A 13119-nucleotide genomic window follows, 5' to 3' on the forward strand; every position below is an offset into this window, starting at 1 on the left:
CGCGGTTGTCTACGACATTTGTGGTGTCGATAATTACATGATGTCCCTGGAAGTCCAATCTTATACATTAAGATGACTTATTTCTCTGAATAAGCTGTTTCGCCTTCTTATTTCATATCTAGACAAATTTTTTATTTCATCGCGCAAATGTGTTACGATAGGCGTGGACTTATGCCCTTTTGGGCATAACAAACAGAGATATAGAGCGGGTGAATAACAGTGAGAGTGGTATCGGGAAGTGCAAAAGGAAGGCCGCTGAAGAGTGTTCCGGGAAGTGGGACAAGGCCTACAACCGATAAGGTGAAGGAAGCTGTATTTAGCATGATAGGCCCATATTTCGAAGGTGGAGTGGTGCTGGATTTGTTCGCCGGTACTGGGGGTTTGGGGATCGAAGCCTTAAGCAGAGGGATGGAAAGTGGCGTATTTGTTGATATGGATCCTAAAAGTATCGACACGATACGCGCCAATCTGAAGGCTACTAAGCTGGAAGAACAAGCGCAGGTGTACCGTAATGAAGCTGGGAGAGCGCTAAGTGCGTTGGAGAAGCGGGGGAAAATTTTTGATTTGGTCTTTTTAGATCCTCCCTATCGCTTGAAGCACGGGGATGAGCTTATGCTTATGATGGTCGAAAAAGGAATGCTGCAAGAGGACGCAATTATTGTTCTGGAGCATGAATCAAGTTATGCCTATCCTGAAGACATTCCAGGATTTTATAGGCTGCGTCAGGCCGTATACGGAGAAACGACAATTTCTATTTACCAGTATGAAACTAATCCTGCAGAGGAAAGTGAAGCTGGTGAGGAGGTAGAGAATGAGTCAGCAAATTAGAAAAGAACGTGTTGCCATTTATCCAGGTACCTTTGATCCCGTGACTATGGGACATATGGATATTATTCGGCGCGCATCCAAGCAATTCGACCGTTTGATTGTAACGGTGCTTAATAATTTGAGTAAAAACCCGCTGTTTACTGTTGATGAACGGACAGAGCTATTAAGACAGGCGACCGCTGATATTCCCAATGTGGAAATTGACAGCTTCCGTGATCTGTTAGTGAATTATGTTCGTCAAAAAGATGCTCAAGTCATTGTTCGGGGTATCCGTACCGTTACTGACTTTGAATATGAGCTGCAAAACGCATCGATCAACCATAGCCTGGATCCCGATGCAGAAACGATTTTTATGATGACTAATCCGAAATATTCCTACTTAAGTTCCAGCGTTGTTAAAGAAATCGCCCACTTCGGCGGGAATGTGACTGATTTTGTGACGCCTGAGGTTGAACAAGCGATGAAGCGTAAATTTAACCGAGCCGATGGCGAATAGTACTTACTAGATACGTTCCAGCAGATAATCCCAACAGGATGATGAGCAGAAGGGCTTGCAGACTTAGCAGCTGTGGAAAAGAGCTCCATATGTCCGTTACATTAATGGTGCCGCTTGGAGTCGGGCGTGAGTCTGCAAGTGCTGGTAAAGCAGCTTTAGGGATAACCAGCAATGGTTTCCAGAGCAATAAAGTTAACAGAAAAGCATAAAGTCCATGCATCAGACGAACCGTAGCGTAGGGTAGAAATCTGACTCTGGCTTGTTTGAGCATGGTCAGCACCTGTAGTTGCGCACAGAGTCCGCTCCAGCCCAGTGCAGCAGACAGCAAAGCTATCCCAAACATACTAGAGGGACCTGTTCCTATGCTTGCTAGCCCTTTGCTGATTGCGTCGGCGCCTAAATGAATTTCCAGCAAGCTTGCTGGCAGAGCAGGTGGCAATGCGGGAAGTACAGTAGTGATGATATTGATGACTACAGCGAACATAATCATGTAACCGCCCACGACCATCAGACTTTGCACGGCATTAGCGACGGACTCGCCGAGAAGCTTGCCGAAGCTGCGTCCGTCTTTTGCTCTGGCATCTGTTGCTGCAAGCTGAACGCGACTATATAAAGAAGGCTGTTTGGTGTCCGTGGAGATCTTATCAACTGGTTTCGTGTTCGCTGACCGCCCCTTTAATAGAGCATCGGTGTAGCTGGCTAGAAGTCCAGAGATCCAGTGGATGGCCAATAGGAAATAACCTGCTGAAGTACTGTGTAGAAAAGCTATGCCAATTACTATAAGCATGGTTACCGGGCTGGCGAAGTGTGTAAGTGCGGCAAGTCGGGCGGCTTCCTTGTCAGAAATGCTGTTCTGCTTGTGTAGCTGCATGACCCCTCCAGCTCCACCGGGGAATCCGGCTGTGATTCCGAGTGCCAAGGTCCAGCCGCTGGCACCGGGCAGACGAAAGACCTTTTTCATCAATGGCTCCAGAAGCACTCCGAAACCATGCACGAAACCCGAGGCGGTAAGCATCTCTGACAGCATCAGGAAGGGGAGCAGGGCAGGGAATACGAGTGTCCACCAAAGCTTCAATCCTTGGAGTGAAGCCTCAAAGGAGCTCTCCGGTGAGATAATAATTGCAATGGCTGTCAAGATTGCCATAATCCCGGGTATAAATGGTGTGGAGCGTGTAGCTAGTCGGCGTATTTGAATATTTTTCATTTCTCAGATCACCTCTTCATAACTTAAGGCATGGACGATGTGTTATCAATTTATGCAGAGTAGACAACCATCATGCCAAACCACTAGTCGAAGCGGTAATGAAGTTCAATCATTCATATCCTAAAAGTGCCGCGGGAAAGAAGGGAAGAGCAGTGAAGCAACTGAAGCATCGGCCGGGTTTCCGCGCCACAGCTTATCTGTTTACGTTTGTAGTAATCGTGTATGTATTTGTCTTTATGAACACCCCGTACATCGTATATCAGCCAGGCAGTGCATCTGAAGTTGCCCCTATGGTTAAGGTAGAGAATGCCGATCCAGCTGAAGAAGGAACGTTTATGATGACTACGGTGTCTGCTAGTTATGCTAATGTGGCCTTATTGGTCGCCTCTGCTTTTAATTCCAATTCAGAGGTTGTGCGAAAAGAAACCCGGCTAGGGGATAAATCAGAAGACGAATATGCTGCAGAGCAGGTTTATTATATGAATAGCTCACAGTCTTATTCTGTTCAGGCCGCTTATCATGCAGCGGGAATTCCATATGAGGATGTAGTGGATTATCTCTACGTCTTTTCGGTTCCTGTAGAAAGTAATAAAGGACAATTTCTGCCGGGTGACAAAATCATTAGTGTAGAGGGACAAAAAGTGCCCGATCCTGAAGCACTGTCTAAACTGCTCTCCTCTAAAAAAATCGGAGATCAAGTCGCTGTTGTTTTGCAAAGAAATGGCAAGGAAGTACAAGAACAAGTGACGCTGGTTGAAATAAAGGATAAAGAGGGCGCAGCCGTTCGACCTGGTTTTGGAGTCACTATTGCCGCCGTTCAAAAAGTAAAACCAAAAGAAGCAGGGAAAGCTGTCAGCTTTGTAGATACAAATGTTGGCGGACCTTCGGCAGGGCTAATGTTCACTATGGAAATTTACAATCGCCTTACTTCTGGAGATTTAACTAAGGGCCATAGGGTTGCAGGGACGGGTACGATTAACGCTGAGGGTGTAGTTGGTGCTATCGGTGGAGTGAAACACAAGATCGTGGCTGCGGACCGAGAAGGGGCGGAGATTTTTTTCGTGCCTGTTAAGAATTATGACGAAGCCAAAGCAAAAGCTGATAAAATCGGCACATCTATGAAGCTGGTGCCTGTATCTACGCTGGATGAGGCGCTGAAGTATATGGTGGAACTGCCGGTCAAACCATGACCGGAGGTTCCAAATAATCGCGGTACATTTCATTTCTACGGGGTTCCTTAAAAGCTCCCGCGAAAGCGGAAGCGGCTTGAAGATCTCGCTCAAGCTGCGGATGGGAACAAAGGGACGGGCGCATGACGATGGGCAACGTAGCTTTTTGTTTCATTTCTTTAAGCAGTGCTCGTCCGCTTTCTCTAAAACCAAGAATACGAATATATCCGGGCCCCTCTGCTAGTATGGAAGGGGTCATTTCTTTTTTAGAATGATTTAACAGAACATGTAGCAGCAGACGCTGTAACCGTGTATGCGTGTAGCGCTTGCTCTTAAGGGCGTGAAGCAGGCCTGAAACAGAGAATTGCTCCAACTCAGGCAAAAGCCGCAGTATTCGGTTCTCCAAGCCTTCATTCATATCATGGATCGCGTGTAACTCGGCAGCAGTATGGGTGGTCAGCAGATGGCGGAGCGGGATACTGAAGCTCTCCAAGCTCAGAGGGCCCCTTCCGGCTGCATGCTCTCTTTCCAAAATGGACACGCTATAATCCGGCATATAAGCAGCGGGAGATCCGCCTTCTTGCAGCAGCTTGCGGATGGCCGTCGCACTTGCAATAGAAGAGTCGGCTTGTAATGGGTCATGGAAGCCTGCTGCTGTGCGCGGAACGGTTAGTGGCATTATCTTGCTGTGCAGCCGCTGCAAGGCGATAAGATAATGCAGTCCAAGGCTGTTATTCGGCTGGCGCAGCAGCTCGCCTGCATCTCCGGGACTCTCCGTTTCCGGGAGAGTCCCTTCAAAGGCCACCGCCGCCGCTGCGCTGTACGCGGCGGGGAAGCTCGCTCCGAGCGCCATGCGGCGGCGGATCTCGCTCTGAAGCTCGCTGCTTTCCTCAGCCAGATATCTGGCCAGCGGGAGCAGCGAGCCCAAAGTGCCGGCTTCGGAGCCGAAGCACAAGCTGTCCACGACCCCGGTCGCTTCCAGCAATGCAACTGCTCCGAACGCGAACCACTCGGCTGGCTGGACGGCATAAGCCACCGGCAGCTCAATGACGAGGTCGGCGCCCATATGCAGCGCCATCTCTGTCCGGGCTTGCTTGCTTACCGCCGCCGGCTCGCCGCGCTGGGTAAAGGGACCACTCATGACGACGATGGTGCGCTCTGCGCCGGAAAGTCTTTTGGCTTCCGTGAAGTGATGCACATGTCCGTTATGTAAAGGATTGTATTCTGCGATGATTCCAACCGTTGTCACTGTGGCTTCCCTCCGATAAGTAAGGTATATTTATTGAGTTTAGTAGGGTAGATTTCTAGAGATACTGTTAGCACAAGCTGATCTTTTGATTTACACTAATAGTTATATCATAATTCACCGCATTTTCTGAAACAATATAAAGGGAAAATGGTTGACAAAGGTATAGAATACTAGGTATAATAAATTTTGTTTGTTTGGGAGTGATAAGTATGCAGATTCACTTTCGCAAATTAGCGAATGCCGACGAACCGTTACATATTCACGATGTTGTGGATGTCAGCGAGGTAGTCAAAGGGCGCAAGGATATTCTAACTGTTGCTCCGCTCTCAGTAGACCTTAAAGCGCTGCCCGCGGGAACCGATTGTGTGAACGTGGTGGGGAAACTGAGTGGAGATGTGGACATGTTATGTTCACGTTGTCTCACGGAGGTCAAAAGTGATTTGAACATTCCTTTTGCTGAGACTTTCAAGTGGCTTAAGCAGCCAGTTCTTCCAGATGATGACGAAGATGAGGATCTCATTTACGTCAAGGATGAGGTTGTGGATCTTATCCCGTATGTGGAAGAAAATTTCGTACTGCACTTACCGGATTCGGTATTGTGCAAGGCAGACTGTCTTGGTCTTTGTCAGAAATGCGGACAGAACTTGAACGAAGGCACCTGCAGTTGCGACAACACAGTGATCGATCCTCGACTCGCTGGGTTGAAAGACTTTTTCAAATGAAACATTACAACAAAACACATCCTGCTCTGAGGAGCAGGCTGACAGAAATATCACGAGGAGGTGGAACACATGGCAGTACCACAACGTAGAACGTCTAAAACACGCCGTGACAAACGTCGCACCCACTTTAAGTTGGTTGTGCCGGGCATGGTGAAATGTGAACAATGCGGAGAGTTGAAACTAGCTCACCACGTATGCAAAGTTTGCGGAACTTACAAAGCAAGAGAAATCATCAAACAATAGTTTCAAAAATAAGTAGTACTTCACTTCGGTGAGGTACTATTTTTTTGTCCAAATCTAATAAAGATAGGGTATGCACCTATACTTTATGTTCCGCTCAGAAGTCAATGCTTTATTTTTGGTGCGGCATGCTTTATACTACATATTAGTACCTGGTTCTAAAAAATATTTATGTTTGTAGACCTAATATAACAGCGGCCATTCAAGCGGCCGGATGCTTTCTTTAAAATATAAGGAAGTATAAGTTATGCACCTATACTTTATGTCTTATATTTCTCGCTTAAACGCTTACCGTCCTTATTAGGGCGCCGAAGGCGTTTACGCTTGGCATGTGCCAGGAGGTGAGCCGCTATCGAGCGGATGTCCAAGAAAGAACGTCAGCAACAGCTGCTACATATAATTGCAGGCAATCCTTTTGTAACTGATCGGGAGTTGACTCGTCAGCTGAAGGTGAGCATTCAGACGATTCGGTTAGACCGGATGGAGCTGGGAATACCAGAACTGCGTGAAAGAATGAAACAAATGGCAGAGCATTCCTATGATCAGGTGCGCTCTTTGCCTGCGGATGAAGTGATCGGAGATATTGTCGATTTACAGCTCGATAAGAGCGGGATTTCGATCTTTGAAATTCGTGAGGATCATGTCTTTTCCAGAAATGGGATCGCCCGTGGCCACTACGTGTTTGCTCAAGCCAATTCGCTTGCGGTTGCTGTGATTAACGATGAAATTGCCTTGACTGCTTCAGCCGACATACGATTTGTTCGTATGGTTCTGCTTGGTGAGAAGTGCATTGCTAAAGCTCAAGTGCGGTCACTTGCAGGCAGAGGCGGCAAAGCAGAGGTGGACGTATTCACCTATGTCGGAGAAGAATTGGTATTTCAAGGCCACTTTATAGTGTATCGTTCCGCTAATGAAGAGTATAGTGAAGGGGGTAACCGTAGTGCTGATCGCCATTGATGCCATGGGCGGGGACAACGCTCCTGAATGTAATGTCGAGGGGGCGTTGTCCGCGGCCGCGGAATGGAAAGATACGCAGATTGTGCTCGTAGGTGACGAAGCCAGACTAGAGCCACTGCTGAAGGACAAGCCGTCCAACCTGAGTGTGCGGCATGCAGGAGATGTTATTGGTTCTGATGAAGAGCCGGTTAAGGCGGTTCGCCGCAAAAAAGATTCATCCATGGTTGTAGCTGGACGTATGGTGCGTGAGGGCGAAGCAGATGCTATGATTTCGTCAGGTAACACGGGGGCGCTTATGACTACAGGGTTACTTGTAGTAGGCCGTATGCAGGGGATTGAACGTCCGGCGCTGGCACCTATGATTCCGACGCTGGATGATGTTGGCGTGCTTGCGCTTGATCTTGGCGCTAACATGGATGCGAAGCCTGAACATCTGGTGCAATATGCGCTGATGGGCAGCATTTATCGGAATAAAGTGCATGGCATTGCTAAGCCGCGGGTTGGACTTCTAAATGTAGGGACGGAGCCTGGGAAAGGCAACGAACTGACCAAAGAAGCCTATCCACTGCTGGAGAACTTGCCGGGCATTCATTTTATCGGTAATGTTGAGGCACGCGACGTACTGACAGGAAACTGCGATGTGCTTGTCTGCGATGGATTTGCTGGTAATATCCTGTTGAAGTCGCTTGAGGGTACAGCGGGTGCATTGTTCTCTTTACTGAAGGAGCAATTCAGCCGTTCTCTGAAGACTAAACTTGGAGCGGCTATGCTGATGCCGGAGCTTAGAGCCCTGAAGGGCAAGATGGATTATAAAGAGCATGGCGGTGCACCGCTGCTTGGTCTTAGCGGATTGGTAGTTAAGGGGCATGGATCTTCAGACGGAAATGCGGTTAAAAATGCAGTAAGACAAGCGCGGATTGCTCTGCAAGCCGATCTTGTGCCAAGTATATCCAAGGAAATTAGCGGGAAGTGAGTGACGAAATGAAACAGTTGCGGCCGGTTGGGATTATCGGTACGGGTAAATATGTACCTGAGAAAATTTTAACAAACAGTGATCTAGAAAAGATAGTGGAGACTAACGATGAATGGATCGTCAGTCGGACAGGGATCCGTGAAAGACATATCGCTGCACCACATGAGGCAACTTCTGATTTAGCCTATGAAGCTGCACTTAAAGCTTTGGATTCTGCAGGCATGAAAACCGAAGATCTGGATCTTATTATTATTGCAACGGTAACCCCTGATAGCTCCTTTCCTTCCACAGCCTGCATTTTGCAGGATAAACTTGGAGCAAAAGGTGCTGCGGCCTTTGACTTGTCAGCAGCCTGCTCTGGTTTTGTATACAGCCTAGCTACTGCGGTTGGCTTTATTCAGAACGGAATGTACAATAATGCACTCATAATTGGTGCGGACACTTTATCCCGCATCACTGATTATACGGATCGTAACACCTGTGTACTGTTTGGCGATGGTGCAGGAGCAGTAATCATCGGTGAAGTTCCAGAGGGACGCGGTTTCCAATCCTTCGATCTGGGTGCTGAAGGTTCTGGAGGAAACTTGCTTAAGCTGGAAGCTGGGGGTTCGCGCTTGCCTGCATCTCAGCAGACGGTTGAAGACAAGAAACATTTCATCTATATGAATGGCCGTGAAGTGTTTAAGTTTGCCGTTCGTGTTATGGGCTCAGCTACAGAACGTGTGCTTACTAAAGCCGGATTAGGTAAAGAAGATATTGATTTGTTCGTACCGCATCAAGCGAATATTCGTATCATTCAATCCGCTATGCAGCGGCTTGACCTGCCACCGGAGAAATGTGTAATCAATGTTGATAAATATGCTAATACATCAGCAGCTTCTATTCCTCTAGCTCTAGTTGAAGCGGCGGAAGAAGGACGCATGAAGGAAGGCGACACGGTTCTGATGGTTGGATTCGGCGGTGGCTTGACTTGGGGCGCGTCCGTATTGATCTGGTAATAGAGGAAGGAGTTCTTACTTATGAGTAAAATCGCATTTGTCTTTCCCGGTCAGGGTGCACAGGCAGTTGGAATGGGTAGAGATGTATATGAAGCTCTTCCACACAGCCGCGCGGTATTCGAAAAAGGTGACGAGGTGCTCGGATTTCCACTGAGCCAGCTGATTTTTGAAGGACCTGACAGTGATTTGAAACAGACCGTAAATACACAACCAGCTCTGCTAACAGCAAGTGTGGCTTTTCTGGAAGCATTACGTGATCAAGGGATGAAGCCGGATTATGTAGCTGGTCATAGCCTAGGAGAATACAGCGCGCTGGTTGCGGCAGGCGTATTGTCCTATGAAGATGCTGTAAGACTCGTGCGTTTACGCGGTCGTTTTATGGAGGAAGCTGTTCCAGGTGGACAGGGAGCTATGGCTGCAGTGCTTGGTGCGGAGCGGGATGCTCTGGCAGAATTATGCCGGAGCGTATCCGAGGAGAGCGGCGTGGTAGAACTGGCGAATGTGAACTGCCCGGGACAGATTGTTGTTTCTGGTTCACAGGCCGGGGTTAACGGTGTTGTGCAGCGTGTTAAGGAAGCAGGCGGAAAGCGGGCTATTCCGCTGGAAGTAAGTGGACCTTTTCACTCTTCGATGATGAAGGCTGCGGCAGACCGCTTGGCAGACGAGCTGAAGAGTGTTACCTTTAATGCTCCGGCTGTACCTGTTATTGTCAATGTTACCGCAGCACCTGTAACGGATCCTGAAGAAATCCGTGAACTGCTTGTCCGCCAGGTGTACTCCCCTGTGCTCTGGCAAGACAGTATTGAATGGCTGATTGCTGATGGTGTGGATACTTTTGTGGAAATTGGTTCTGGCAGTGTTCTGGCAGGTCTGATCCGCAAAATAGACAAAACAGTCAAAGTAATCAACATTAACACGCTTGAAAGTGTGCAAGCTGTCTTGTAAGATACGTTCAAACATTGTTTATCAATAGCAATATGATCGAAAGGGGAATAAATGATGTTCTCAGCATTGCGGGGTCAAACGGCCCTTGTAACTGGTGGCTCTCGCGGCATTGGCCGCAGTATTGCACTTGCTCTCGCGGAACATGGCGTGAAGGTGGCCGTGAACTATGCAGGCAGTGAAGCAGCCGCACAAGAAACCGTAGCTCGGATTGTCGAGCTTGGCTCGGAGGGTATTGCCCTTCGTGGCGATGTCGGCAATAGTGAACAGGCCGAGAACCTTGTCAAAGAGGTTCTGAATACCTGGGGACGTATTGACATTGTTGTCAATAATGCCGGCATTACCAGAGACAACCTGATTATGCGCATGAAAGAAGAAGAGTTCGATCAAGTGATCGAAACGAATCTAAAAGGGGTGTTTAACTGCCTAAAGGCAGCTACACGCCCTATGATGAAGCAACGCTACGGGCGCATTATCAATATTTCTTCCGTAGTAGGTGTAACAGGAAATCCTGGACAAGCTAATTACTCCGCAGCTAAGGCAGGTGTCATCGGTTTAACGAAGGCATCGGCTCGTGAGCTTTCCTCACGGGGGATCACGGTGAACTGTATCGCTCCTGGCTTCATTGATACAGATATGACGCGTGAGCTCTCTGAGGAAGTGCGCAGTGAGCTTGAGAAGGGCATTCCACTTGCTCGGCTGGGGCGCCCTGAAGAGATTGCTATGGCTGTAGTCTTCCTGGCCTCTGAAGGCGCTGCGTATATGACCGGCCAGACACTACACGTGGATGGCGGGATGTATATGTAACTCTCCGTCAAGGAGAAATTACACTGTTTTAATGCTGAAATGTGAGGGATAAAGAAAGCGTTTTTGACGCTCTATGGTATTTTGAACTCATATCTCGTATAATACCAAAAGAGGAGGTGAACCGGATGTCCGATGTATTAGAGCGTGTAAAACGCATTGTCATCGACCGCTTAGGTGCCGATGAAGCTGAGGTAACATTAGAAGCGTCTTTCAAAGATGATTTAGGTGCTGATTCTCTTGATGTAGTAGAATTGGTTATGGAATTGGAAGATGAATTCGATATGGAAATCTCTGATGAAGATGCAGAGACGATTACGACCGTGGGTGAAGTTGTGAAGTACATACAATCTCATACCTAGAGTCATATGATTGAGAGTCCCGTTCCTGCTAGGGCGGGACTTCTCCTCATTTATAGAGCATTAAAGATGAATCAAAGGTTGCCTTGAGCAACTATATAAGGGATATAACAGAACCGCAGGATGGTTAATGATGCGGTTATCGCTGTTCATATAGTAGCAACAGAAAGTATATAAGTTCTGAATATAATGTATACAACCTATAGATGGGGTGATTGTGTTTGAGTCATAGAGTGGTTGTTACCGGGATGGGCGTAGTTACATCATTGGGCAAAGATTTGGAGACGTTCTGGGATAATCTTATGAGCGGCAAATCCGGTGTATCACAGGTTGAGACCTTTGATGTCAGTGAGTATACTACGCAAATAGCATCCTCTGTTAAAGATTTCGATCCAGAGGCACTTTTTGGTCGTAAGGAAGCCCGCAAAATGGACCGTTTTGTACAATTTGCAGTGGCTGCCGGTGAGGACGCATTGCGAGATAGCGGACTTAAGATCGGTGAAGATATTGATGCCGAAAGAATAGGTGTATCTGTAGGATCAGGTATTGGTGGTCTTGGAACTTGGGAAGACAATCATAACTTGTTGCTTGAAAAAGGACCGAAGCGGGTTAGTCCGTTCTTCATTCCGATGATGATTGCTAACATGGGTTCTGGGCAGTTGTCCATTAACCTTGGTGCAAAGGGTCCTAATACGACGACAGTAACTGCTTGTGCTACAGGAAGTCACTCCATTGGGGAATCCTTCCGCTTGATTCAACGTGGAGACGCAGATGCAATGATCTGCGGTGGTTCCGAAGCGACCATTCGTCCAACAGGTATGGCTGGTTTTTGTGCTATGAGAGCAATGTCCACTCGCAATGATGAGCCTGAGAAGGCAAGTCGTCCGTTTGATGTGGATCGCGATGGTTTTGTTATGGGTGAAGGTGCCGGGATTCTTATTCTGGAATCACTCGAACATGCTGAGAAACGTGGAGCGAAGATCTATGCTGAGGTTATCGGTTATGGTCTAAGCGCAGATGCTCATCATATGACTGAGCCTGATCCAGATGGTGCAGCTCGCTGCATGAAGATGGCAATCCGGGATGCTGGTATCTCTCCTGAAGATATTGATTACATCAATGCTCATGGTACTTCAACGCCTGTAGGAGATAGATCAGAAACTGCTGCTGTTAAAAAAGCATTGGGTGACCATGCCTATAAAGTGGCAATTAGTTCGACGAAATCCATGACAGGTCACCTTCTGGGTGCTGCTGGTGGAGTAGAAGCTATTATCTGTGGCCTTTCTTTGCAAAAAGGGATGATTGCGCCAACGATTAATTTGGACAACCAAGACCCGGAATGTGATCTGGATTATGTACCAAATGTGCCACGTAAAGCTGATCTTGATATTGTAATGTCGAATTCGTTCGGCTTCGGGGGACATAACGCAACAGTTATTCTAAAAAAATATAATTAGTAAGGGGACAGTGCGGTGAAAGGAGAACTGAAGCAGTTACAACAGCAACTTCAAATCCAATTTCACGATTCTGTGCTTCTGAAGCAGGCCTTTACCCATGCATCCTATGTGAATGAACACCGTTTCAATCAGCATCAGGACAATGAGCGTCTCGAATTTCTTGGGGATGCAGTTCTGGAGTTAACGGTTTCTGAATATTTGTACAATCTATTGCCAGACCGACCTGAGGGAGAGTTGACCAAGCTGCGGGCCGCTATTGTATGCGAGCCTTCACTGGTCAAGTTTGCGGAGAGTTTAGGTTTTGGCCGTTATGTACTATTGGGCAAAGGGGAAGAACTTACGGGCGGACGTACTCGCCCGGCCCTGCTGGCTGATGTATTCGAATCCTTCGTGGGAGCGCTTTATCTCGACCAAGGACTGGAAACAGTGCGGAGTTTTCTTGATAATCACGTATTTCCTCTCGTGGAGACGGATGGGAAATTGCAAATGCAGATGACCGATTATAAGACGGAACTGCAAGAGCTAATTCAGCAGCACAATATGGGTACATTGGAATATCGAATTATAGAAGAACGGGGACCTGCACATGAGCGTGAATTCGTCTCAGAGGTGTATATGGCTAACCGTTCACTTGGTAAAGGAAGCGGCCGGTCCAAGAAGGAAGCAGAGCAGCAGGCTGCAGCAGCAGCACTTTTGCATCTGAAAGAGGACGGTGCCTGAG

General features: G+C 47.7%; 15 protein-coding genes. 13 read left to right on the forward strand and 2 right to left on the reverse strand.

Annotation, left to right across the window (positions count from 1 at the left end; genetic code table 11):
• The first annotated feature begins 219 nt into the window (after positions 1-219).
• Positions 220-828, forward strand: a complete 609-nt coding sequence (gene rsmD, locus NSQ91_RS14340) for a 16S rRNA (guanine(966)-N(2))-methyltransferase RsmD (protein WP_076190033.1) — start codon at positions 220-222, stop codon at positions 826-828.
• Positions 812-1324 (forward strand): pantetheine-phosphate adenylyltransferase, encoded by a 513-nt coding sequence (gene coaD / locus NSQ91_RS14345; protein ID WP_076126111.1) that lies wholly within the window; start codon positions 812-814, stop codon positions 1322-1324. The genes rsmD and coaD overlap by 17 nt, the downstream gene beginning before the upstream one ends.
• On the opposite strand, the gene NSQ91_RS14350 is transcribed toward coaD, so the two are convergent.
• Positions 1302-2528: a nucleoside recognition domain-containing protein gene (locus NSQ91_RS14350; protein WP_076304220.1), complete on the reverse strand. Its 1227-nt coding sequence runs from the start codon at positions 2526-2528 to the stop codon at positions 1302-1304. The two genes, coaD and NSQ91_RS14350, sit on opposite strands and share 23 nt — an antisense overlap.
• A gap of 152 nt (positions 2529-2680) precedes the next feature.
• On the opposite strand from NSQ91_RS14350, the gene NSQ91_RS14355 reads away from it, so the two are divergent.
• Positions 2681-3718 (forward strand): SepM family pheromone-processing serine protease, encoded by a 1038-nt coding sequence (locus NSQ91_RS14355; RefSeq protein ID WP_076304221.1) that lies wholly within the window; start codon positions 2681-2683, stop codon positions 3716-3718.
• On the opposite strand, the gene NSQ91_RS14360 is transcribed toward NSQ91_RS14355, so the two are convergent.
• Positions 3708-4946: a nucleotidyltransferase gene (locus NSQ91_RS14360; protein WP_076304222.1), complete on the reverse strand. Its 1239-nt coding sequence runs from the start codon at positions 4944-4946 to the stop codon at positions 3708-3710. The genes NSQ91_RS14355 and NSQ91_RS14360 overlap by 11 nt on opposite strands.
• Before the next feature lie 209 nt (positions 4947-5155).
• Between NSQ91_RS14360 and NSQ91_RS14365 the strand changes: the two genes are divergently transcribed.
• The 10 genes from NSQ91_RS14365 (at position 5156) to rnc (ending at position 13118) form a co-directional block, all read left to right on the forward strand.
• Positions 5156-5668 (forward strand): YceD family protein, encoded by a 513-nt coding sequence (locus tag NSQ91_RS14365; RefSeq protein WP_036686482.1) that lies wholly within the window; start codon positions 5156-5158, stop codon positions 5666-5668.
• A 69-nt stretch (positions 5669-5737) separates the two neighbouring features.
• On the forward strand, positions 5738-5911 hold the full coding sequence (gene rpmF, locus NSQ91_RS14370) for a 50S ribosomal protein L32 (protein WP_019911234.1): 174 nt from the start codon (positions 5738-5740) through the stop codon (positions 5909-5911).
• A 357-nt stretch (positions 5912-6268) separates the two neighbouring features.
• A complete protein-coding gene (gene fapR / locus NSQ91_RS14375) occupies positions 6269-6865 on the forward strand; it encodes a transcription factor FapR (protein WP_036686484.1) in 597 nt (198 codons plus the stop codon).
• Positions 6849-7838, forward strand: coding sequence for a phosphate acyltransferase PlsX (gene plsX, locus NSQ91_RS14380; RefSeq protein WP_038570599.1), 990 nt, complete (start codon positions 6849-6851; stop codon positions 7836-7838). The genes fapR and plsX overlap by 17 nt, the downstream gene beginning before the upstream one ends.
• Positions 7839-7846: 8 nt before the next feature.
• Positions 7847-8836, forward strand: a complete 990-nt coding sequence (locus NSQ91_RS14385; RefSeq protein ID WP_143763871.1) for a beta-ketoacyl-ACP synthase III — start codon at positions 7847-7849, stop codon at positions 8834-8836.
• 21 nt (positions 8837-8857) lie between these two features.
• Positions 8858-9781, forward strand: coding sequence for an ACP S-malonyltransferase (gene fabD, locus NSQ91_RS14390; protein ID WP_076190037.1), 924 nt, complete (start codon positions 8858-8860; stop codon positions 9779-9781).
• Between the two features lie 54 nt (positions 9782-9835).
• Positions 9836-10585 (forward strand): 3-oxoacyl-[acyl-carrier-protein] reductase, encoded by a 750-nt coding sequence (gene fabG / locus NSQ91_RS14395; protein ID WP_036686492.1) that lies wholly within the window; start codon positions 9836-9838, stop codon positions 10583-10585.
• A gap of 125 nt (positions 10586-10710) precedes the next feature.
• Positions 10711-10944, forward strand: a complete 234-nt coding sequence (locus NSQ91_RS14400) for an acyl carrier protein (protein WP_036686493.1) — start codon at positions 10711-10713, stop codon at positions 10942-10944.
• A 218-nt stretch (positions 10945-11162) separates the two neighbouring features.
• Positions 11163-12398 carry a beta-ketoacyl-ACP synthase II gene (gene fabF / locus NSQ91_RS14405; RefSeq protein WP_076101782.1) on the forward strand — a complete coding sequence of 412 codons (1236 nt, stop codon included), beginning with the start codon at positions 11163-11165 and terminating at the stop codon, positions 12396-12398.
• Positions 12399-12413: 15 nt separating this feature from the next.
• On the forward strand, positions 12414-13118 hold the full coding sequence (gene rnc / locus NSQ91_RS14410; protein ID WP_038570606.1) for a ribonuclease III: 705 nt from the start codon (positions 12414-12416) through the stop codon (positions 13116-13118).
• The last annotated feature ends 1 nt before the right edge of the window (position 13119 follow it).

It is taken from the genome of Paenibacillus sp. FSL R7-0048, from assembly GCF_038004505.1.
GTDB classification, from domain to species: domain Bacteria; phylum Bacillota; class Bacilli; order Paenibacillales; family Paenibacillaceae; genus Paenibacillus_AQ; species Paenibacillus_AQ odorifer.

Coding starts and splice junctions, on each gene's coding strand:
- coaD (WP_076126111.1), top strand. CDS start 812: ATGAGTCAGCAAATTAGAAAAGAACGTGTTGCCATTTATCCAGGTACC.
- NSQ91_RS14350 (WP_076304220.1), bottom strand. CDS start 2,528: ATGAAAAATATTCAAATACGCCGACTAGCTACACGCTCCACACCATTT.
- NSQ91_RS14365 (WP_036686482.1), top strand. CDS start 5,156: ATGCAGATTCACTTTCGCAAATTAGCGAATGCCGACGAACCGTTACAT.
- rpmF (WP_019911234.1), top strand. CDS start 5,738: ATGGCAGTACCACAACGTAGAACGTCTAAAACACGCCGTGACAAACGT.
- fapR (WP_036686484.1), top strand. CDS start 6,269: ATGTCCAAGAAAGAACGTCAGCAACAGCTGCTACATATAATTGCAGGC.
- NSQ91_RS14385 (WP_143763871.1), top strand. CDS start 7,847: ATGAAACAGTTGCGGCCGGTTGGGATTATCGGTACGGGTAAATATGTA.
- fabD (WP_076190037.1), top strand. CDS start 8,858: ATGAGTAAAATCGCATTTGTCTTTCCCGGTCAGGGTGCACAGGCAGTT.
- fabG (WP_036686492.1), top strand. CDS start 9,836: ATGTTCTCAGCATTGCGGGGTCAAACGGCCCTTGTAACTGGTGGCTCT.
- NSQ91_RS14400 (WP_036686493.1), top strand. CDS start 10,711: ATGTCCGATGTATTAGAGCGTGTAAAACGCATTGTCATCGACCGCTTA.